At 68.3% G+C, this 20415-nt stretch carries 20 protein-coding genes; 9 read left to right on the forward strand and 11 right to left on the reverse strand.

What is annotated here, in order from left to right; genetic code table 11:
- Positions 1-25: 25 nt before the first annotated feature.
- The 5 genes from V4U86_RS07055 to V4U86_RS07075 form a co-directional block, all read right to left on the reverse strand.
- Positions 26-880 (reverse strand): ABC transporter permease, encoded by an 855-nt coding sequence (locus V4U86_RS07055; protein ID WP_395310557.1) that lies wholly within the window; start codon positions 878-880, stop codon positions 26-28.
- Entirely contained in the window at positions 873-1712 is an 840-nt protein-coding gene (locus V4U86_RS07060) for an ABC transporter ATP-binding protein (protein WP_395310558.1), read from the reverse strand. The genes V4U86_RS07055 and V4U86_RS07060 overlap by 8 nt, the downstream gene beginning before the upstream one ends.
- On the reverse strand, positions 1709-2779 hold the full coding sequence (locus V4U86_RS07065) for an ABC transporter substrate-binding protein (protein ID WP_395310559.1): 1071 nt from the start codon (positions 2777-2779) through the stop codon (positions 1709-1711). Before V4U86_RS07065 ends, V4U86_RS07060 begins: the two co-directional genes overlap by 4 nt.
- A gap of 93 nt (positions 2780-2872) precedes the next feature.
- A complete protein-coding gene (locus tag V4U86_RS07070) occupies positions 2873-3895 on the reverse strand; it encodes a TauD/TfdA dioxygenase family protein (RefSeq protein WP_395311946.1) in 1023 nt (340 codons plus the stop codon).
- A gap of 53 nt (positions 3896-3948) precedes the next feature.
- The gene (locus V4U86_RS07075; protein WP_395310560.1) at positions 3949-4671 is read right to left on the reverse strand and encodes an IclR family transcriptional regulator; all 723 of its coding nucleotides are present in this window, start codon (positions 4669-4671) and stop codon (positions 3949-3951) included.
- Positions 4672-4905: 234 nt separating this feature from the next.
- Here V4U86_RS07075 and V4U86_RS07080 point away from each other — a divergent pair, with 234 nt between their 5' ends.
- The 4 genes from V4U86_RS07080 (at position 4906) to V4U86_RS07095 (ending at position 9843) form a co-directional block, all read left to right on the forward strand.
- Positions 4906-6234 (forward strand): MFS transporter, encoded by a 1329-nt coding sequence (locus V4U86_RS07080; protein WP_395311947.1) that lies wholly within the window; start codon positions 4906-4908, stop codon positions 6232-6234.
- 95 nt (positions 6235-6329) lie between these two features.
- Positions 6330-7259, forward strand: coding sequence for a sulfate adenylyltransferase subunit CysD (gene cysD / locus V4U86_RS07085; RefSeq protein ID WP_395310561.1), 930 nt, complete (start codon positions 6330-6332; stop codon positions 7257-7259).
- Between the two features lie 2 nt (positions 7260-7261).
- Entirely contained in the window at positions 7262-9112 is a 1851-nt protein-coding gene (gene cysN / locus V4U86_RS07090; protein ID WP_395310562.1) for a sulfate adenylyltransferase subunit CysN, read from the forward strand.
- Positions 9109-9843 (forward strand): 3'(2'),5'-bisphosphate nucleotidase CysQ, encoded by a 735-nt coding sequence (locus V4U86_RS07095; RefSeq protein ID WP_395310563.1) that lies wholly within the window; start codon positions 9109-9111, stop codon positions 9841-9843. Before cysN ends, V4U86_RS07095 begins: the two co-directional genes overlap by 4 nt.
- Before the next feature lie 11 nt (positions 9844-9854).
- Here the strand turns inward: V4U86_RS07095 and V4U86_RS07100 are convergent, their stop codons facing one another.
- Entirely contained in the window at positions 9855-10316 is a 462-nt protein-coding gene (locus V4U86_RS07100) for a DinB family protein (RefSeq protein ID WP_395310564.1), read from the reverse strand.
- Positions 10317-10396: 80 nt separating this feature from the next.
- On the opposite strand from V4U86_RS07100, the gene V4U86_RS07105 reads away from it, so the two are divergent.
- The 4 genes from V4U86_RS07105 to V4U86_RS07120 are packed head-to-tail and all read left to right on the forward strand — an operon-like array spanning position 10397 to position 12635.
- Positions 10397-10993, forward strand: coding sequence for a cysteine hydrolase family protein (locus tag V4U86_RS07105; RefSeq protein ID WP_395310565.1), 597 nt, complete (start codon positions 10397-10399; stop codon positions 10991-10993).
- Between the two features lie 31 nt (positions 10994-11024).
- Positions 11025-11453, forward strand: a complete 429-nt coding sequence (locus V4U86_RS07110; RefSeq protein ID WP_395310566.1) for a nitroreductase family deazaflavin-dependent oxidoreductase — start codon at positions 11025-11027, stop codon at positions 11451-11453.
- Positions 11454-11455: 2 nt separating this feature from the next.
- Complete coding sequence (locus V4U86_RS07115) at positions 11456-12127, forward strand: pyridoxamine 5'-phosphate oxidase family protein (protein WP_395311948.1); 672 nt, start codon at positions 11456-11458, stop codon at positions 12125-12127.
- 31 nt (positions 12128-12158) lie between these two features.
- The gene (locus tag V4U86_RS07120) at positions 12159-12635 is read left to right on the forward strand and encodes an Rrf2 family transcriptional regulator (RefSeq protein WP_395310567.1); all 477 of its coding nucleotides are present in this window, start codon (positions 12159-12161) and stop codon (positions 12633-12635) included.
- A gap of 20 nt (positions 12636-12655) precedes the next feature.
- On the opposite strand, the gene V4U86_RS07125 is transcribed toward V4U86_RS07120, so the two are convergent.
- The 4 genes from V4U86_RS07125 to V4U86_RS07140 are packed head-to-tail and all read right to left on the reverse strand — an operon-like array spanning position 12656 to position 15935.
- Positions 12656-13045 (reverse strand): VOC family protein, encoded by a 390-nt coding sequence (locus tag V4U86_RS07125; protein ID WP_395310568.1) that lies wholly within the window; start codon positions 13043-13045, stop codon positions 12656-12658.
- 19 nt (positions 13046-13064) lie between these two features.
- Positions 13065-13946 (reverse strand): DUF4097 family beta strand repeat-containing protein, encoded by an 882-nt coding sequence (locus tag V4U86_RS07130; RefSeq protein ID WP_395310569.1) that lies wholly within the window; start codon positions 13944-13946, stop codon positions 13065-13067.
- A 43-nt stretch (positions 13947-13989) separates the two neighbouring features.
- Positions 13990-14634: a response regulator transcription factor gene (locus V4U86_RS07135; protein WP_395310570.1), complete on the reverse strand. Its 645-nt coding sequence runs from the start codon at positions 14632-14634 to the stop codon at positions 13990-13992.
- Positions 14622-15935, reverse strand: a complete 1314-nt coding sequence (locus V4U86_RS07140) for a sensor histidine kinase (RefSeq protein ID WP_395310571.1) — start codon at positions 15933-15935, stop codon at positions 14622-14624. The genes V4U86_RS07135 and V4U86_RS07140 overlap by 13 nt, the downstream gene beginning before the upstream one ends.
- A gap of 127 nt (positions 15936-16062) precedes the next feature.
- Here V4U86_RS07140 and V4U86_RS07145 point away from each other — a divergent pair, with 127 nt between their 5' ends.
- Positions 16063-16977, forward strand: a complete 915-nt coding sequence (locus V4U86_RS07145) for an LLM class flavin-dependent oxidoreductase (RefSeq protein ID WP_395310572.1) — start codon at positions 16063-16065, stop codon at positions 16975-16977.
- On the opposite strand, the gene V4U86_RS07150 is transcribed toward V4U86_RS07145, so the two are convergent.
- Entirely contained in the window at positions 16941-20072 is a 3132-nt protein-coding gene (locus V4U86_RS07150) for a PQQ-dependent sugar dehydrogenase (protein WP_395310573.1), read from the reverse strand. The two genes, V4U86_RS07145 and V4U86_RS07150, sit on opposite strands and share 37 nt — an antisense overlap.
- Positions 20073-20415 lie beyond the last annotated feature (343 nt).

The raw sequence follows: 20415 nt of genomic DNA on the forward strand, positions 1-20415 counted from the left end.
GTCCTTATCGTTGGGGATGCGCCGGCTAGTTGTTGATCCGCCAGCGCGACAGCCGTCGCTCCACCGCCACCAGCACACCGTTGAACGCCAGCCCGACGAGGGCGATGGTGACGATCCCGGCGTACATCTCCGGGATCTGGAAGTTGAGCTGTGAGGCGGTGATCAGATAGCCCAGTCCGGCCTTGGCGCCGACCATCTCGGCGGCGATGAGCACCAGGATCGACGATGCGGCCGCCATCCGCAGACCGGTGAAGATGGTCGGCACCGAGGCGGGCAGGATCACCTTCTGGAACAGCCGGATGGGGGACAGGCCCAGCGAGCGGGCCGACCTGATCAGCAGCGGGTCCACGGTCCGCACCGCGGAGATGGTGTTCAGCAGGATCGGGAAGGTCGAGGCGTACACCACCAGCGCCACCTTGGAGGTTTCCCCGATGCCCAGGATGAGGATGAAGACCGGCAGCAACGCCAGCGCGGCGGTATTGCGGAAAAGCTCCAGGATGGGGTTGAGGAAATCGGCGACCGGGCGGTACCAGGCGATCGCGATGCCCAGCGGAATCGCCACCGCCACCGCAATGACGAACCCGAGCAGCGCCCGCGACAGGCTCGCCGACACGTGTTCCCAGAGTTGCCCGTTGACGACGAGCCGGACGAACGTCTCAGCGACCTGGCTGAACGGTGGCAGGAAGACCTTGTCCACCAGACCGATTCGCGGTGCGATCTCCCACACCGCCAGGAATGCCAGGATGGCGGCCGCCGGTTTGAAGAGGCGCCACGCCAGTGCTCCGGCCGAGCTGCCGAGCCCGCGGGAGGTCGGCGGGGCGGCCGGCGACGGTGACGCCGGGGTGGGCGGTGCGACCGGGGCGATGACGGTGCTAGACATGTGAGACCTCACTGTCGGCTGCTGCGCTGTTCGGGGTGGGTGCCTCGAGTTCTTCGGTGCGGGCGCGTTCCACCTCGTGGTGCAACAACGTCCAGATGTGATGCCGTAGCGACCGGAATCCGGCATCCGAACGGACGTCCTCGACGCTGCGGTCGATGGTGACGTCGACGACGTTCTTGATCCGTCCGGGTCGCGACGTCAACACCGCCACCCGCTGCCCGAGGTAGATCGCCTCGTCGATCCCGTGCGTGATGAACAGGATCGTCTTGCCGGTGGCCTCCCATATGCGTAAGAGTTCGTCCTGCAACGACTCCCGGGTCTGGGCATCCAGCGCCGCGAACGGCTCGTCCATCAGCAACACCTCCGGATCGAAGGCCAGGCTGCGGGCGATCGCCACCCGCTGCTTCATCCCTCCGGACAGTTCGTGCGGGTAGCGGTCGGCGAAACTGCGCAGGCCGACCAGCTCCAGATAGTGCTCGGCGCGTTCCCGGCGCTCGGCGGCCGGTAATCCCTTTGCCTCCAGTCCGAATTCGATGTTCTTGCGGGCGGTACGCCAGGGCAGCAACGCATACTGCTGGAACACGATGCCGCGGTCCAGGCCCGGGCCGGTGATGGGCCGGCCGTCGAGCAGGATCTGGCCCGAGGTCGGGGTGGTGAGCCCGCCCAACAGGTCCAGCAGCGTGGATTTTCCGCAGCCGCTCGGGCCCACCAGTACCAGGAACTCGCCGTCGGCCAGGTCGATGGTGATGTCCTCGATCGCGGTCAGCACGGTGTCCTCACCGCGGATCGGAAACTCCTTGGTCACCTGCTGCAAGCTGAGCTTCGGTGTCATTTCGCCGCCGCCAGGGGTTGTCCGTCCGGCCCGCTGCCCTCGGGGAAGCTCCCGTTGGCGTACGGGTTGAACTCGTTGGTGTAGAGATCGCCGGCCGTCAGTCGGCCTTCGTCGAGTTCACCGTTGCGGACCAGCCAGTCGATCCAGGTCTGCAACTCCCGGTCGGCGATCACCCCGCCCGCCACCGGCACGCCGGGACTGCGCCAGTAGTCCACGGACTTGGTGTTCTCGTTGCGTTTGCGCGCGTGGATGATCTCCCGGAACTTGGCCAGCACCTCGTCCCGCGGGGTCACCTGGGTCCACCGGATGGCGCGCGCGGTGCCCTGCACGAAATCGGCTGTGGCCTCCGGGTTGTCGGCGATGAAATCGTTGCGCATCACATAGGTGCCGTAGCTGAAGGCGCCGAAGAGGGCCTTGTCGGTGAACAGTGGCCGGATGCCGCCGCGTTCCAGCGCCGTCTCCCGGTAGATCTCGTTGAGCGCGGCGACGTCGATCTGCCCTTCCCGCAACGCCTGTTCGGTGTTCACCGGCGGCACCACGGTCAGCGTGACGGTTTTGATCTCGTCGGGGGTCAGGCCCTCCTTGGCCAACCACTCCCGGGTCAGGAACTCGTGGTGGGCACCGAGGGTGTTCATCCCGACCTTCTTGTTGATCAGATCTCGCGCGGATCGGATCGGGCTGTCCTGCAGAACGTAATAGCCGGTGAACTCCTCGTCGTCGGCACCGTAGGAACTGAGCACCGAGGTGATGTCGGCCCCGGCCGCGTTCAGTTTCACGACCGCGCCGTTGAAGGCCGATCCGAACTCGATCTCGCCGGTGGCCGCCGACTGGATGTCCTGCGGGCCGCTGGTGGTGTCACCCACCCATTCCAGCTCGACCTTGTCGTAGTAGCCGAGTGCCTCGGCCAGTTCATGGAATTCGACCTCCCCGGTCCAGCCCTGGTAGCGCAGCACGGTCTTGCCGTCCGCGGTCTGCGCACCCCGATCGGAGCCACCACATGCCGCCAGGCACAGTGCCAGCACCATGCCCAGTGCGGCGAAGAGTGTTCTGGTCGATCTGTGTCTCATTCTGTGTCCCCCTGAGTTCGGCCGGATCCCATGCTGGCAGCGGGCGTGTGCGCGCTGAACCCTTTCCCTCGCCCGGAATGCAAAGGGCGAACGTCAGTTCCCGCTGAGGGCTGCACCGCGGAACTCACTGCCCGCGATGGATGTCGACGGCTGCCCGTCCGGGCCGACCGGGACATCGCCCTCCAGCGTGGTCCGGTACAGCACGCGGGTGGTCTCGAGGTCGTCCAGATCGGTGGGGGCCAGATGCGCGGTGGCCCGGTTGTCCCAGAACGCGATGGTGCCCGGACGCCAACGCAACCGGACCGTATGGGCCGGATTGGTGACCTCCTCGAAGAACAGGTCCAGCAGCCGGTCGCTCTGCGACGGTGAGAGCCCGACGATTCGGGAGGTGAAACCCGGTGTGACGAACAAGGATCGCTCCCCGGTCACGGGATGCACCCGGACCACCGGATGTTCGGTGACGATCGGGTTCGTCCGAGTCTTCTGGGCGTAGCTGCTGTCGTGTGACCACTGCGGATGACGCCCACCGAACCGGTGTTCGGCGCGCAGCCCGTCGGCCAGGCGCTGCAGGGATTCGGGCAGTGCGCGGTACGCGGCGGCCAGGTTGGTCCACTGGGTGTCGCCGCCCTGCGCGGGCACGAGGTCGGCGCGCAGCACGGTGGCGGCGGGAGGGTTGATCAGCGCGGTGACGTCGGTGTGCCACTTGTTGTCGTAGCTGTACCTGACCTTGCCGAACCGTTCGGCGTACTTGCGGCTGTCGACGGCCAGGATCTCCGGAAAGCCCTCGGGCGCTTCGTCATCGTAGGGATGCGACGGTGTCACCACACCGAACCGGGAGGTGAACGCGATCTGTTCGGCGTGCCCGATCTGCTGGTCGTGGAAGAACAGCACCTTGAAGCGGTGCAGCGCGGCCCGGATGTCCGCCACCTGCTGCGCGGTCAGCGGCCGGCGCAGATCGACGCCGGCGACGTCGGCCCCGATCTGGCCGGCCACCGGTGCGATCAGCGGCGCGGCCGCGAACTCTGGTGCTGCGTTGTGCTTTTCGACGTTGCCGGTTTCGATGGCGATGCTCATCGTGTTCTCTTTCCTCGCTGGCTGTGGGCTGGTGCTGTCCATGATCGGCAGCACCAGCCGCACCGGGAACACGGCTTTCACGATGTGAGAGAAGATCAGCGTGAGCTTTTGTCGGGCCGGGAACCGATGCGGTCGGCGCGCTGTCTCATTCGCGGCACGATGTCACGGACCAGGTCGTCGGTCAGTCTGCGGCGCATGGCCTGAACGCCGAGCGCGCCCCACACCTGGCCGTCGCCCCCGAAGATCGGTACCGCGATGGCGCGGACCTGTGTGCCCTGCGGTCCGCTGCTGTCGGCGTAGCCGAGCCGGCGTACGCGTTCCAGACCGGCCGCCGCGGGCGTACGGGTGAACGCGAGCATCGCCATCCCCATGGCGCTGTCGGACAGCGGCTGCCGCATACCCGGCAGCTGATTGCCGCAGAATCTGCGCGCCGGCCGGGCCGAGCAGACGGTGACCACCTCATCGTCCTCGGGCAGTCCCAGATTCGCGGTGATCTCGATGTCTGTGGCCAGCGAATACAGATGGGGGGCCAGGGTTTGCACGTCGAGCCGGTGCAGGGCCGGTGCCGCCAGCGCGACCATTCCGCTGCCCACCCGATAGCGCTCACCGTCGTCGGAACGCTCCAGCAGTCCGCCGTGAAGCAGCCCCTGACTGAGGCGGTAGACCGTGCTCAGCGGCAGACCGGTGCGGGCGGCGATCGAGGTCAGGGTGAGTTGATCCGCGGATTCGCCGACGACGGTGAGGATGGCGATCGCCCGGTGCAGGACCTGGGGACCGGGCGGCGGCTCACCTGCCGGTGCGGTAGCACGAAACGTCATCTCATCGATGCTGTGAGCGCGTCGCGGGACTGGCAACCGTTCGGGGACCGGCGATTTTAATCTCCTCGATCACAGTCATGGTCCAAGCGGGCGAGCGTCTTCGACCGCGATGTACCGGTGCGATTTGCGCACATCTACCGGCGCTCACCGCCGCTGGATGTGCGCAAGCCGCAGGACTGCGGATAGATTTCTGCCGTGCACGCGCCCCGGACTCCGTCGTCCTTCCCGCAGGGCATGGCCCTGCTGGTGGCCGGCGCGATGTTCATGGAGATCCTCGACGCCACGATCATCACCCCGGCCATCCCGCTGATCGCCTCCTCGTTCGGCGTCGGCGCGGTCGACGTGAACGTCGCCATCTCCGCCTACCTGGTGACCGTGGCCGTGCTGATCCCGGCCACCGGATGGCTGGCCGACCGGTTCGGGGTGCGCCGGGTGTTTCTGGCCGCCATCGTGGTGTTCACGCTGGCCTCGGTGGGCTGTGCGCTGAGCACCTCGCTGCCGATGCTGGTGGCGATGCGGGTGGCGCAGGGAATCGGCGGGGCGATGATGGTTCCGGTCGGGCGGCTCGCGGTGTTGCGGAGCAGCACCAAATCCGATCTGGTGCGTGCCATCGCGCTGCTGACCTGGCCGGCGTTGACGGCGCCGGTGCTGGCGCCGGTGCTCGGCGGGGCGATCGCGACGGTGGGCAGCTGGCGGTGGATCTTCGCCGTCAACATCCCATTGGGCATCATCGGATTCGCATTGGCGCTGAAGCTGGTTCGCGGCGGTCCCGTCGACTCCACGCGCCGGCTGGACTGGCCGGGCATGCTGCTGCTCGGCGGCGGCATCGCCGCGGCGTTGATCGCGCTGGAGAGCATCCGGGTCACCGGGACCGACTGGCTGCTCGTGGCGGCCTGCGGTACGGGCGCGGTGGTGCTGCTGGGCCTGGCGGTGTGGCACCTGTTGCGGGCGGCGACGCCGCTGATCACCTTGCCGGTGCTGCGGGTGCGGACGTTGCGCATCACGGTGACGGCCGGTTCGTTGTACCGGATGGTGATCACCGCGGTGCCGTTCCTGCTGCCGCTGAAGTTCGTGCTGGAGTTCGGCTGGACGCCGTTGCGGGCCGGGTTGATGGTCGCCGTGCTGTTCGCGGGCAACCTGACCATCAAGCCCGCCACCACGCCGCTGATGCGCCGTTTCGGTATCCGCACCGTGCTGGTGGTCAACGGCATCGCCTCGGTGGCATGCTTCGGCCTGCTGGCGCTGGTGGCGCCCGGGATGCCGGTGGTGCTCATCGGCGTCATCCTGTACGTCAGCGGTGCGTTGCGCTCGATCGGGTTCACCGCTTACAACAGCCTGGCGTTCTCCGATGTCGAGGGGGACGAACTCACCCACGCCAATACCCTGAATGCCTCGGTGCAGGAGCTTGCCGCCGGGTTGGGGGTCGCAGTGGCTGCCCTGCTGGTGAGCCAGTTCGCGTCGTACTCGGTGACGTTCCTGGTGCTCGGCGCGCTGCTGGCGGTGACGCTCATCGAATCGGTCCGGTTGCCACGGCGCGCCGCGGCGCATGTGACGGGCAACTGACCTGCGCCGAATGCTTGACGTGACGGGGCCACGGCTGTTAAATACCCAACCATGATTGCAATTCTGGTCATATCTACCAACTTTATGGAGATGCGATGACGGCCTCCGCCGACCTCGATCCGGCCGCCGCCCGTTACGAGCTGAGCCACCTGCGTGCGCTGGAGGCCGAGGCAATCCACATCATCCGCGAGGTGGCCGCCGAGTTCGAGAAGCCCGTGCTGCTGTTCTCCGGCGGCAAGGACTCGATCGTCATGCTGCACCTGGCCGTCAAGGCGTTCGCGCCGGGCCGGTTGCCGTTCCCGGTGATGCACGTCGACACCGGCCACAACTTCGACGAGGTCCTCCAGGTGCGCGACGAGTTGGTCGCCGAGAGCGGGGTACGGCTTGTCGTCGCCAAGGTTCAGGACGACATCGACGCCGGACGCGTGGTCGAGACCATCCCGTCGCGCAACCCGATGCAGACCTTCACGCTGCTGCGCGCCATCCGGGAGAACAAGTTCGACGCCGCCTTCGGCGGTGCGCGCCGCGACGAGGAGAAGGCCCGGGCCAAGGAGCGAGTGTTCAGCTTCCGTGACGAGTTCGGCCAGTGGGACCCCAAGGCCCAGCGTCCCGAGCTGTGGAACCTGTACAACGGCCGGCACAAGAAGGGCGAACACATCCGGGCGTTCCCCATCTCGAACTGGACCGAGTTCGACATCTGGTCCTATATCGGCGCCGAGAAGATCAAGCTGCCGTCCATCTACTACGCGCACCAGCGTCAGGTGTTCGAACGTGACGGCATGCTGCTGGCGGTGCACAAGTACCTGCAGCCGCGCAAGGACGAGCCGATCATCGAGAAGACCGTGCGGTTCCGCACCGTCGGCGACGTGACCTGCACCGGTTGCGTGGAGTCGCGGGCGGGCACCGTGGCCGAGGTGATCGCCGAGACCGCGGTGTCCCGTTTGACCGAGCGCGGTGCGACCCGCGCCGACGACCGGATCTCCGAGGCCGGCATGGAAGACCGCAAGCGGGAAGGCTACTTCTGACCATGGCTACTTTGCTTCGCATCGCCACCGCCGGCTCCGTCGACGACGGAAAGTCGACCCTGATCGGCCGACTGCTGTTCGACTCCAAGGCCGTCATGGAGGATCAGCTGGCCGCCGTCGAGCGGACCTCCAAGGAACGCGGAAACGACTACACCGACCTGGCTCTGGTGACCGATGGCCTGCGCGCCGAGCGTGAGCAGGGCATCACCATCGACGTGGCCTATCGCTACTTCGCCACGGCCAAGCGCAAATTCATCATCGCCGACACCCCCGGCCATGTGCAGTACACCCGCAACATGGTGACCGGTGCGTCGACCGCGCAGCTGGTGATCGTGCTGGTCGACGCTCGGCACGGGCTGCTGGAGCAGTCCCGCCGGCACGCCTTCCTGGCCTCGCTGCTCGGCATCCAGCACATCGTGCTGGCCGTCAACAAGATGGACCTCGTCGACTGGGATGAGCAGCGGTTCAACAAGATCCGCGACGACTTCCACGAGTTCGCCGCGCGCCTGGACATCCACGACGTCACCACCATCCCGCTCTCGGCGCTCAACGGCGACAACGTCGTCACGAAATCCGATGTGGCGCCCTGGTATGAGGGTCCGGCTCTGCTCAACCACCTCGAAGAGGTGTACGTCGCCGGCGACCGCAACCTGGTCGATGTCCGCTTCCCGGTGCAGTACGTGATCCGGCCGCAGACCCGCGAACATGCCGATCACCGCAGCTACGCGGGCACCATCGCCGGCGGCGTCATGCGCCCCGGGGACGAGGTCGTCGTGCTGCCGGCCGGCAAGACCAGCCGCATCACCGAGATCGCCGGCCCGTCGGGACCCGTCGATGAGGCGTTCGCCTCGATGGCGGTCTCGATCAGCCTGGCCGACGACATCGACATCTCCCGCGGCGACATGATCGCCCGTCCCAACAACCAGCCCGACGCCACCCAGGAATTCGACGCCACCGTGTGCTGGATGGCCGACGGTGCGGCGCTGGAACCCGGGCGGGACTACATCATCAAGCACACCACCCGCACCACCCGGGCCCGGGTGGCGGCGCTGGACTACCGCCTCGATGTCAACACCCTGCACCGGGACAAGAGCGCAACGGCGTTGAAGCTCAACGAACTCGGGCGCGTGACGCTGCGCACCCAGGTGCCGTTGCTGCTCGACGAGTATTCGCGCAACCCGGCCACCGGATCGTTCATCCTGATCGATCCGGACACCAACGGCACCGTGGCGGCGGGCATGGTGCGCGACACCGCGCCGGCGGCCGGTCGCGCCGCCAGTCCCAACGCGGTGCGCCACCAGAACCTGGTCACCGCCGCGGACCGGCTGTCCAAGGGCTGCACGGTGTGGTTCACCGGGCTGTCCGGATCCGGAAAGTCCTCGGTGGCAATGCTTGTCGAGCAGAAGCTGCTGGCCGCCGGCCGGCCGGCTTATGTGCTCGACGGGGACAACCTGCGCCACGGCCTGAATGCCGACCTGGGCTTCTCGATGGACGACCGCGCCGAGAACCTGCGCCGGCTGGCGCACATCGCGACGCTGCTCGCCGACTCCGGGCAGATCGTGCTGGTGCCGGCGATCAGCCCGCTGGAATCGCATCGGGCGTTGGCCCGCAGTGTGCACACCGAGCAGGGTTACGACTTCTTCGAGGTGTTCTGCGACACCCCGCTGGAGGACTGCGAGCGGCGCGATCCCAAGGGCCTCTACGCCAAGGCGCGCCGCGGTGAGATCACCCACTTCACCGGCATCGACAGTCCCTATCAGCGACCGAAGAACCCGGATCTGCGGTTGACGCCGGATCAGTCGCCGGACGAGTTGGCGCAGCAGGTGGTCGACCTGTTGAGCAGCAGAGAATGAGTGACCACGAGCTGGCCGCCCAGCTGGCCACCGAGGCCGGTGAGCTGTTGCTCGGGGTGCGCACCGAACTGGCCGACGCCGATGCCGCCGACCGGAAGGCCGCCGGGGACAAGCGTTCCCACGACTTCCTGATGGCGGCGCTGGCGCGACACCGGCCCGGTGACGTGGTGCTCTCCGAGGAGGGCGCCGACGACAGGGCCCGGCTGACCGCCGAGCGGGTGTGGATCGTCGACCCGCTGGACGGTACCCGGGAGTTCTCCGAACTCGGCCGCGAAGACTGGGCGGTACACGTGGCCCTGTGGGAACGCGGCGAGCTGGTCGCCGGTGCGGTCGCGCTGCCGGCCCAGGGCGTCACCCTGGCCACTCCGGCGGTGCCGGCCCCGTCGGCGGCTCCGGCGTCCCCGCGTGTGGTGGTGTCACGCACCCGCCCGCCCGCGGTGGCCCTCGCGGTCCGCGATGCGCTCGGCGGCACCCTGGTCGAAATGGGTTCGGCCGGAGCCAAAGTCGCGTCGGTGGCGCAAGGCATCTCCGATGTGTACGTGCACGCGGGCGGTCAGTACGAATGGGATTCGGCGGCGCCGGTGGCGGTGGCCCGGGCGGCCGGACTGTTCACCTCGCGCATCGACGGTTCACCGCTGGTGTACAACCAGTCCGACGTGTCGCTGCCCGATCTGATCGTGTGCCGCCCGGAGCTGGCGGACGCGGTGCTCGCGGTCACCACGGCGCAGTAGTTCGGCCGCGCTCAGCGCCCGGTGGCACCGTCGATCAGCTCGCGCAGGATGTCCGCGTGCCCGGCGTGCCGACCGGTCTCCTCGATCATGTGGGTCAGTGCCCAGCGCACACTCGGCCCAGCTCTACGCGGAAGCGGGGCGGCCAGGTCGGTGCACCCATCCAGCACCGCATTCGCCTGGCGCACCACGGCCCGGTATCGCTCGACGACCTCGGCCACGCCGTCGGCGGGATCGGCGGTGAAGGTCGCCGGCCAGTCGGAGACCTTGTCGCCGAGAAAGATCCAGCGTTCCACGAAGGTCACGTGGTTGAGCAGGCCGAGCAGGTTGGTGCCCGATGCCACCATCGCGGTGCGCACCTGCGGCTCGGGAGCGCCCTCGACCTTCGCCGCGATCGAGGTGCGCAGGTAGTCCAGGAAGCCGCGCAGCGTCTCGGACTCACTGGCTCCGGTGCGCGGTGGCGGGGTGTCGGCCATGCGGCCAGTCTGGCCGTCGCCGGGGCGTCAGGTCCCGCGGATTGCTGTTCCGGCAACCCCGCGGTCCGTAAGCTGGCCCCATGAGCCGTCCCACGCTGCGCACCCTGGAAAACCTGCCCTCGGCCCCGCCCTCGCTCAAGGATTCGGCCCTGGTTCTCGTCGACTGCCAGAACACCTACACCTACGGCGTCATGGAACTCGAGGGTGTGCAGGCCGCGCTCGACGAGACCGCCGCGCTGCTCGATCGGGCCCGCACCGCGGGCATCCCGATCATCCACATCCAGCACAACGGCGGGGTCGGATCGCCGTATGACATCACCGCCGAGGTCGGCGCCATCGTCGACTCCGTCGCGCCGCGCGGCGACGAACCCGTGGTCGTCAAGCAGTACCCGAACTCGTTCGTGCAGACCGACCTCGACGAGAAGCTCAAGGCCGTCGGTGCGTCCAATCTGGTGGTCGCGGGATTCATGACGCACATGTGCATCAACTCCACCGCCCGCGGCGCCTTCAACCTGGGCTATGCGCCGACGGTGGTGGCCGCGGCGACCGCGACCCGGCCGCTGCCCGGCCCGGACGGCAGTACCGTTCCCGCCGCCGCCGTGCAGGCGGCCAGCCTGGCCGCATTGAACGATCTGTTCGCCATCGTGGCACCCGACGCCGCCGCGATCCCGGACTGACCGACAGCCGACACATCGACAGGAGATCGCCATGGGGGAGCAGGACGACTTCAACACCCAGATCATCGACGAGTTCCGTGCCAACGAGGGCAGGGTCGGGGGCAACTTCGAGGGCGCACCGATGGTGCTCGTGCACCACCGGGGCCGCAAGTCCGGCAAGCAGAACATCACGCCGATGATGTATCTGCCCGACGGACAGACCTCGGACACCATCTACGTATTCGCCTCCAAGGCCGGCGCTCCGACCAATCCGGCCTGGTACCACAACCTGACCGCGGCCGGTCGAGCCCAGATCGAGCGCGGCACCGAGACCTACGACGTCGAGGTCACCGAGGTGACCGGTGCGGAACGCGATCGCATCTACGCCGAACAGGCGCGGCGCTACCCGGGTTTCGCCGAGTACGAGACGAAGGCCGCCGGCAGCCGGGTGATCCCGGTGCTGGCACTGCGCCGCGTGTGAGCATCGACCGACCGTCGACCCGGGTGACCCGACTGCGGGAGAAGCAGCACACTGCCCGCGACGGCCTCGACGATCTTCTCGACAGCACGCCGCTGGCCACCGTGGCGCTGGTCCGCGACGGGCACCCGGTCGCTTTCCCTACCGGATTCGCCCGCCTCACCGACGATCTGGTGATCCACGGCTCCACCGGTTCACCGTGGATGCGGGCGCTGGCCGCCGGAGCCGAGGCCGCGGTGTCGGTCACTGCCCTGGACGGGGTGGTGGTGGCGCGCAGTGGTTTCGAGTCCTCGTTCCACTACCGCAGCGCGACGCTGTTCGGCAGCTTCACCGCCGTCCCCGGCGCGGAGAAGCGCCGCCATCTGGACGTGCTGACCGAGCGCTTCATCCCCGGCCGGGTGGCGGAGCTGAGGCCGAGCACCGCGCGGGAGCTGGCGGCCACCCTGGTGCTGCGGCTGCCGATCACCGCCGAGAACTGGTCGCTCAAGGTCAGTGCCGGCTGGCCCGAGGATCCCGAGTCCGATGTGGCCGACGGCGCCTGGGCGGGGGTGGTTCCGCTCGGCGTCCACTACGGCGCCCCGCGGCGGGCCCCGGACTGCCCGCCGGACACCCCGCTGCCGGCATCGGTGCAGGCCATGACCGGCCCGTTGCGGCACGCGGCACCGCCACTCGGGTGAACCGCAGCGGGCCAATGGCACAATTCGCGGTATGCGGATGTCGGCGAAGGCGGAGTACGCCGTCCGCGCGATGGTCCAACTCGCCACCGTCGGCGACGGGGAACTGGTGAAAACCGATGACCTGGCCAAGGCTCAGGGCATCCCGGCACAGTTCCTCGTCGACATCCTGTCCGACCTGCGCACCGACCGTCTGGTGCGCAGCCACCGCGGCCGCGACGGCGGCTATCAGCTCGCCCGCCCGGCCGCCGATATCAGCATTGCCGACGTGCTGCGCTGTATCGACGGGCCGTTGGCCAGTGTCCGCGACATCGGTCTGGGCGACCTGCCCTATTCCGGGCCGACGGCGGCGCTGACCGATGTGTGGCGGGCGCTGCGCGCCAGCATGCGCTCGGTGCTGGAGGAGACCAGCCTGGCCGCTGTGGCCGCCGGAGCTCTGCCCGATCATGTGGTGACGCTGGCCCGTGACTATCTGGGCCAGGAGACCGCGCGGGGGCACCGGACCACCTGATCGACGCGGAGCCGGCCCGGTCAGGCGCCGCTTCCGTAGGGCCGGGTGATGATCTCCAGGTAGTGCCCGGACGGATCCTGGAAGTACACGCCGCGGCCGCCGTCGTGGTGATTGATCTCGCCGGGACGCTGCCCCCGCGGATCGGCCCAGTGTGCAAGGCCGCCGGCGCGGATCCGGCCGTAGATGGCGTCGAACTCCTCCTCGGACACCAGAAATGCGTAATGCTGCGGGTGGATGTCGGCGCCGTCGGGAGCCTGGGCGAAGTCGAGTGAGACACCGTGATTGAGCGTGACCGCCAGGAACGGCCCGAACTCGGCCGCCGCGGGCAAGCCGAACAGTTCGGTGAAGAAGGTGGCCGACTCGGATCGGTCCCTGGCGGCCACGATGGTGTGGTTGAAGGTGATGGCCATAGCGGTCACGCTACTGCGCTCAGCGGCCCATCGATCGGTCCGTGACGACGGCGACCTCCCCGTTCTCGGCCCGCGCGGTCACCTCCGAGACCGCACGGCCCGGGTCGGAGGTCTCGGGCACCCCGACCCGGACGCGGCCGTTGTCGGTGTGCGCCCGCACCAGATACGGGCCCGGCGGGGGCAGCGATATGTCGACGTCCCCGTTCTGGGTGGCGGCGTCGATCCGCCGCGGCGGGGTGCCGGCGAACCGGATGTCGACACTGCCGTTGTCCAACGCCGCGCTGAACGACTCGGCAACCGTGATCGGTTCGCGGGACTGGATGTGCCCGTTCTGCCCACGCACCTCCATTCGACGCGCCGTGCCGCGCAGGATGATCGCTCCGTCGGTGGTGGTGGCGGTCAGCTGATCGAGGTCGGCGTCGCTGAGCAGCAACCCGGCGTTCTGGCGCACTGTGACCCCGAGCTGGCGTCCGAGCTCCGGGGGCAGTGTCACGGTGACCTCGCCCGGCGCGCCCCAGGGCAGGAATCCGGTCCGCGGGTCGACCCGCAGCAGGGTGCCGTTCGCGTCGTTGGTGACAGTCAGGATCTGCCGGTCGCCGCGTTCGGAGGCCACGGTGCGGATATCCACCCGGGGCTCGGTGGCCTCGCGGTCGGAGATGATGCGTACGGCCAACGGGGAATCGGCGGTGTCCACGGTCAGCGATCGCATCGTCGCGGGCAGCGTCTGCCGGTCGGTCACCAGGCGAAGCGCGCTGAGCCCGACGGCGCCGGCGGTCAGCAGCGCCAGGACGATGGCGATGGCGGTGGTCGCCGCGATGACCAGCAGGACGCGCAGCGGTCCGCGCCCGCCCGCGGACAACGGTGCCGGAGCGGGCGGAGCGAGGGTGGTGTTGGTGGTCACGAGGTGCCCTTTCGCGATCGGCTGATCAGGATTCGAGGTGGCATCAGGATTCGAGGTGCCGAAGGACGGCGAGCACCCGCCGGTTCTCGCTGTCATCGGGGGCCAGTGCCAGCTTGGTGAAGATGGAGGCGATGTGCTTTTCCGCCGAACCCACCGAAATATGCAGCGCCGCAGCGATCGCCGAGTTCGTCTTGCCTTCGGCCATCAGCTGCAGCACGTCCTGCTCGCGCGGTGTCAGCGCGTCCAGCGCCGCGCGGCGCCGTGAACGCACCAGGATCTGGGAGACGACTTCCGGGTCGAGCACGGTGCCACCGGACCCGACCACCCGCACGGCGTCCAGGAAGGCCGGCACATCGGCGACCCGGTCCTTGAGCAGGTATCCGAAACCCCGTGTATCCGAGGCGATCAGATCGGCCGCGTAGCGCTCCTCGACGTAATGGGAGAGCACCAGCACCGGCGAGTCCGGGTTCTGGGACCGCAGCAGGGCCGCGGCCCGGATACCTTCGTCGGTGAAGGTGGGCGGCATCCGGACGTCGAGGATGGCGAGGTCGGGATGCTGTTCGTTGACGATTCGCAACAACTCGGTCGCATCCGGCACACCGGCGACGATCTCGTGACCGGCGTCGGCCAGGATGCGTTCGATGCCGGCCCGCAGCAGCGCCGAATCCTCGGCGATCACGATGCGCATGGCAGCACCGCCGTGACGATGGTGGGGCCGGTGGCCGGGCTGGACACTTCGAAGGTGCCGCGGGCGGCGCGCACCCGCTCAGCCAGCCCGCGCAGGCCGGTGGAATCCTCGCCGGTGTCGATCTGCGCGCCGCCGCGGCCGTCGTCGAAGACCGACACGTGCAGGGTGCCGCTCGCCTCGTCGACGCGTACCGTCACCACCGCCTGGGTGGCCTCGGCATGCCGGGCGACGTTGGTCAGCGCCTCGGCGACCACGAAGTATGCGCACGCCTCCACCTCGTCGGGCAGGCGCTGCGGCAGGTGGACATCGAGAGTGGTTGGCACCCCTGAGGTTTCGGTACGCTGCACCACCGCCGAGAGCGCGGCGTCCAGGCCCCGGTCGGACAGGATGGTGGGTGCGATGCCGCGGACCACGTTGCGCAGCTCGGCCAGCGCGGCCTTGGCATCGTCGTGCGCCTCGGCGATCAGGGTGGCCGCGGCCGCGGGATCGGTGTCCAGCTTGGTCTGAGCCAGCCCGATCGTCATGGCCAGCGACACCAGCCGCGGCTGCACGCTGTCGTGCAGATCACGTTCGATGCGGTGGCGCTCGGTCTGGGCCGAGGAGACGGCACCCTCGCGCGCCTGCGACAAGGCACTGACCTCGCGTTGCAGCTCGGCCGTCGGCGAGGCCGTCAGCAGCCAGCGGTCGATCCTGGCGTCCAGCGCGGGAGCGAAGATGAGGATGGCCACCGCGGCAACCAGCGCCACGAATGCCAGCACGAACGCCAGCGGGGGAGACAGGAAGCGCAGCCCGGCGTCGTCATCGCTGCGCTGCACCGCCAGGGCTGCGGCCGGGCCGAGGAATGCGAACGCCAGCAGCGCCATCGCCAGCCCACCGGCCAGCAGGTCATAGACCATCCGGAGGTAGTGCTGGGCCACCGACTTCCAGAACCGCACGCTACTGATGTCGAGCCACAGCTGATGAGCCCAACGCTGGAACCCGGTGTAGCCGGATAGTTTTCGTGACGGAACCGGGATCTGCATACCGAAGACCGCCTCGCTGCGGACCCGTTCGACCCGGTCGACGGCGCGCATCAGGTACACGAAGACCACCGCGGCGAGCAGGAACCCGATGACCGAGGGAATCGAGGAGACCCCGATGACGAGGATGGCCAGCGGCACCCAGAACCACACCGTGGCCAATGCGGCACCGACGATCATCGACGCCGTCGGCACCACACCGATATGACGCTCTGCGGACCGGTCCGGCGCGGGGTCCGGGACCGGGATGGGGGCTGTCGGGCTGGACATGACTGCGACCATGACACCAACCTATGGACTCCCGCGCCCGCGCGACACCGCGTTTCCCCGCCGGCTGACTGGGGGATAACCCCCGTTCCGCGGCTCACCGCCGACTGCACATGTCAGAATCGCCGACGTGCGTGTGGGGATGACAATGCCGGTCATGGAACCGGATCTTGATGCCGGGACGCTGCGGACATGGGCGAAGGTGATCGATGACGGGCCGTTCTCGTCGCTGTGCTGGGGTGAACGCGTCGCGTTCGACAACCCGGACTCGCTGACCCTGCTGGGTGCGCTGGCGGCCTGGACCGACCGGGTCCGGTTGGTGACGACCGTGGTGGTGCCGCAGCTGCACGACCCGGTGGCGCTGGCGAAAAGCCTGGCCACCGGCGACCTATTGAGTGGCGGTCGCCTGACGGTCGGTCTGGGTGTCGGCGGCCGGCACGAGGACTATCGGGCGGTCGGAGCCGACCCGGCCACCCAGACCATGCGCGGCATGGCCGAGCGGGTGGCGGTGATGAAGCGGGTATGGGCCGGGGAGAAGGTCACCGAGGCGGTGCTGCCGGTCGGGCCGCCGCCGGTGCAGCACGGCGGTCCGGAGCTGCTGGTCGGCACCATCGGCCCGAAGACGGTGCGCAGCGCTGCCGGCTGGGCGTCCGGACTGGCCGGCACCACGCTGGACCTCGACCTGTCCAAGCAGAACGACCTCTTCGACGTCGCCCGTGACGCCTGGGCGGTGGCGGGGAAGCCGAAACCGCTACTGGCGACGTCGTTCTGGTTCGCGATCGGGGAGCCGGAAGCGGCCCGCGATCAGGTTCGCCGCCACCTGCTGCGCTACATGAACTGGATCCCGGCCGAGTTCGTGGAGGCCATCGCGCCCACCACGGGCTGGTCGGGCAGCCAGGACGAACTCCTGCAGGTGCTGCGCGGGTTCGCGGACATCGGCACCGACGAGGTGCACCTGATCCCGACATCGGATGACATCGAGCAGGTGCGCCGCGTCGCCGAGGTGATCGGCGAACTGGATCAGACCAGGACCGCCGGGGCCGGTGCCGGCAGGTAGTTGACGGTGTAGGTCCCGTCCGTGTCCGGGGTGGTGATCACGTGGGTGCTGCCTTCACCGTTGGACCAGCTGCCGAAGACGTACTGCTGACCGTTGATGGTCTGCGGGGACATCGCGCCCAGGGTGCGCTCGACGCCGACCACCACCTGTTCGGTGTGGGTACCGGTGTGCGGGATACCGTCCAGCGTGTACTTGGCACCCGGGACGTTGGAGCCGAAGGTCAGCGTCACCAGGTTCGGGTTGATGTCCTTGGTGACAACGGTTTTCAGGCCGCTGCTGTCGGTCACCGTGAGGATGACCCGATACCAGGTGTTGGCGAGCTGGTCGTAGTCGACCGGAACGGTGAACGACAGATCGGGTCCGGTGATCTCGTTGATGAACGGATGCTTGTGATCGGCGTGCCGGAATTCGACGGTCCACGAGAACGCACCGGCCGGTAGCTCCGATCCGCCCGGCCCGTCTTCGAGGTCGGTGCCGGTGGCGTGGAAGGACACCGTGTCGCCGGCGTTGTACTTCCAATCCTGCCCGGCGGGCACATCGAAATCGGCCGCCGGTGGTGTGCTGCCGACCACGATCTGCTGGGTGGCGGTGCTCTGCTTGCCGAGTTCGTCGGTCACCGTGAGCGAGACCGTGTACGTCGTGAAATTGCCGGTGTTGGTGAAGGTTACGGTCGCCGGCTTGGCGGCGGTCGAGGTCTGCCCGTTGCCGAAGGTCCAGGCGTAGGTCAGGGTGTCGTTGTCCGGGTCGGTGGAGAAGGTGCCGTCGAAGTCCACCTCCAGGCTGTTGCCCGGCCCCGAGGTCGAGGAAGCCTTGATCACGGCCACCGGGGTGCGGTTGCCGTCCGACGGTGTGATCATCGACAGCGTGCCGGGGTAGATGTTGAGCTGGTAGATCTCCCCGTTGGGTCCCTGGGACATCTTCACCACCGCGCCGGCGCCGCTGTCGATGGTGCGTTCGCCGATCAGGCTGGTGTATTGGTCGTCGAAGGTCAGCTCCTTGATCCAACCCAGCGAGTAGTCCGCGATGAGTACCTTCTTCTGACCGGCCACCGGATTGCCGTCGTCGTACACCATCACCGCGGTGATCGAGCCGGTGTTGGTGGCCAGGGTGTGCCGGTAGGCGTACAGCGGGTCGGCGAATCCGCTTCCGGGCTGCGGACCTTCGGTCACCGGCCAACCGTAGTTGGCGCCCGGCCGGACCAGGTTGAGCTCCTCCCAGGTGTACTCGCCGACGTCGCCGGAGAGGATCGCCCCGTTGTCGGGGTCGACCGCGAAGCGGAACGGGTTGCGCATCCCGTAGGCGTAGATCCGGTTGGTGTTCTCGTCACCGCCCTCGACGTAGAACGGGTTGTCCACCGCGCCCGTCCCGTCGCGGTTGAGGCGCAGGATCTTGCCGTGGATGTTGGTGAGGTCCTGGGAGTTCTCGGTCGGCCGGGTGTTGTTGCCGACGGCCCACAGGATGTACTGGCCCGTGACGTCGAACTCGATCTCGCCGCCGTGGTGGAAGTCGTTGGCGGACAGCGTCGATTGCACCAGCTTCTGCTCGTTGCTCAGCGCGCTGCCGTCGAACGTGAAGCTCGACAGTTGGTCGAAGTTCTCGGCGTTGGTGTAGGCGACGTAGATCTTCTGGTAGCCGGGCTGGTCGGAATTCCAGTAGTTGGGGTCGACCTCGATGCCGATCAGACCGCGCTCGCCGCCGCTGGTCTGGACGACGAGCGTGGTCAGGGTCGTCAGCTGCTTGCTGTGGGTGTCGTAGAGCTTGATCGCGCCGGACTTCTCGGTGAACAGGATCTGATGGACGTGATCGGAATCCCCGTCGTGCATGATCAGTTCGAAGTCGGTGGGCTCGTTCAGGCCCGAGACCACGGTGGTGCGGTCGAACTCGGAGGGCAGGGCGACCCGGCCCTCGCATTCGGCCAGGAACGCGGCCACACCCGCCGAGAGCTGGCGGCCGAACGGGGAGTTGTTGAGGTTACCCATCCACTCCCGCACGTTGGCGCCGATCTGGTTCACGAACTGCCCGATCGGGGTCCGGTTGAAGGCCGCGGCCACGTAGTTGATCTGCCGCCGGATCCATCCGAACACCGCCAACCCGGCGATCTGGTCGAGCGGGCTGGCCGGTCCGCCCGGCGCCGGGCTGCTGGACGGCGCGAAGTTGCTGAGCAGATCGATGGCGCCCTTGACCAGCGCGCACGCGCATTGGGTGACAAAGCGTTTGATGCCCGCGACCACTTCGCCGGGGGTCGGGATCTGGGCGATCAGCCCGGCGATCGGGTTGGACGTGGCGGCGCCGACGGGGGCGGTCGCCGCGGCGAGAAGGGCGGCGGCCTCTCCGCCGGCGTCCGACGCGGTACGTGCGGAGCCGATGCCGGGATCGGCGAGCTCCTCGGTGAGCGCCGCGGCCTCGGGTGCGTCCTCGACCTCGTTGCCAACCGGGATCACCGCGTCCGGGATCTGCGGCGCATTGTCGGTGTCGGTGGGCGCGGTGTTGCCGCCGGTGGGTGTGCTGTCGGTGGGCTCCGGCGCGGGCCCGGGTTCGGCCGGCGGGGCCCCTGTCTCGCCGCCGGTGGGAGGCAACTCCTCGGTGGGTCCTTCGAGCGGAAGTTCCTCGACCGGCGCGGTGTCGGGCAGCGGTTCATCGGGCAGTTCTGCCTGGAGTTCTTCGTCCTCGGCCTCGTCGGCGAGGTCATCGTTGCGGCCGGCGAGCTGAGTGTCCTCGCCCTCGTCGTCGAGGTCGGGCCCGTTGTCGACGTCCGCGCCGTCGGCGACAGATGGGCCGGCGCCCCCGGGTGCTTCGGCGGTCGACGCGCCGGGGTCCGTGTTCGACGTGGTCCCGGTCTGGGTGCCGCCGGAGGATTCCTCGCCGGGAGACGAGGTGCTGGTGGATGACTCCGAGGTGTCCGCGTATGCAACGCCGGTGTTGGTCGCGGCCGCGCCGAAGACGCCGAGCGCGAGGGCCAACGCCCCGACGCGGCCGATGTGCCGGGAGTAGGGGGTGTTCTGCTGACGATGACGCCCGCCGGTTCCGGCTGCGGGACGCGCGGTCGAGAAGTTGCTGGACAGTGTGTAGCTACCGCTGAAATTGTGAGAAGTCACCCGAAAAATCCCCCTGGTCCGGCCGGACACCCTGGTCCGGTGTCGCATCACATATTGCATGACGGCGGCGGATCATGTGAGTTAGTTCGAGCGGAATTGCCAAAGACGTCAACCTCGGCGTTGAACGGCCAGTGACGTCGATGTTAAATGCGGATAGCGGATCTACCTGTGTGAATCCGATGCGGCGCGTGCGCGGAGAAGCCGACCGGGGTGGCGGACGAGCGTGATCGCATACGGTTCAGGGCCGGCGATCGCCGACCCTGAACCTGGCTGTGCAGTACGTATGTATGGGATTGTGCGGAGCGGACCGGGGCATCAGGTATTTGCGTTATCAAGCAAATCC

It is taken from the genome of Mycobacterium sp. AMU20-3851 (assembly GCF_043974665.1).
Lineage (GTDB): Bacteria > Actinomycetota > Actinomycetes > Mycobacteriales > Mycobacteriaceae > Mycobacterium.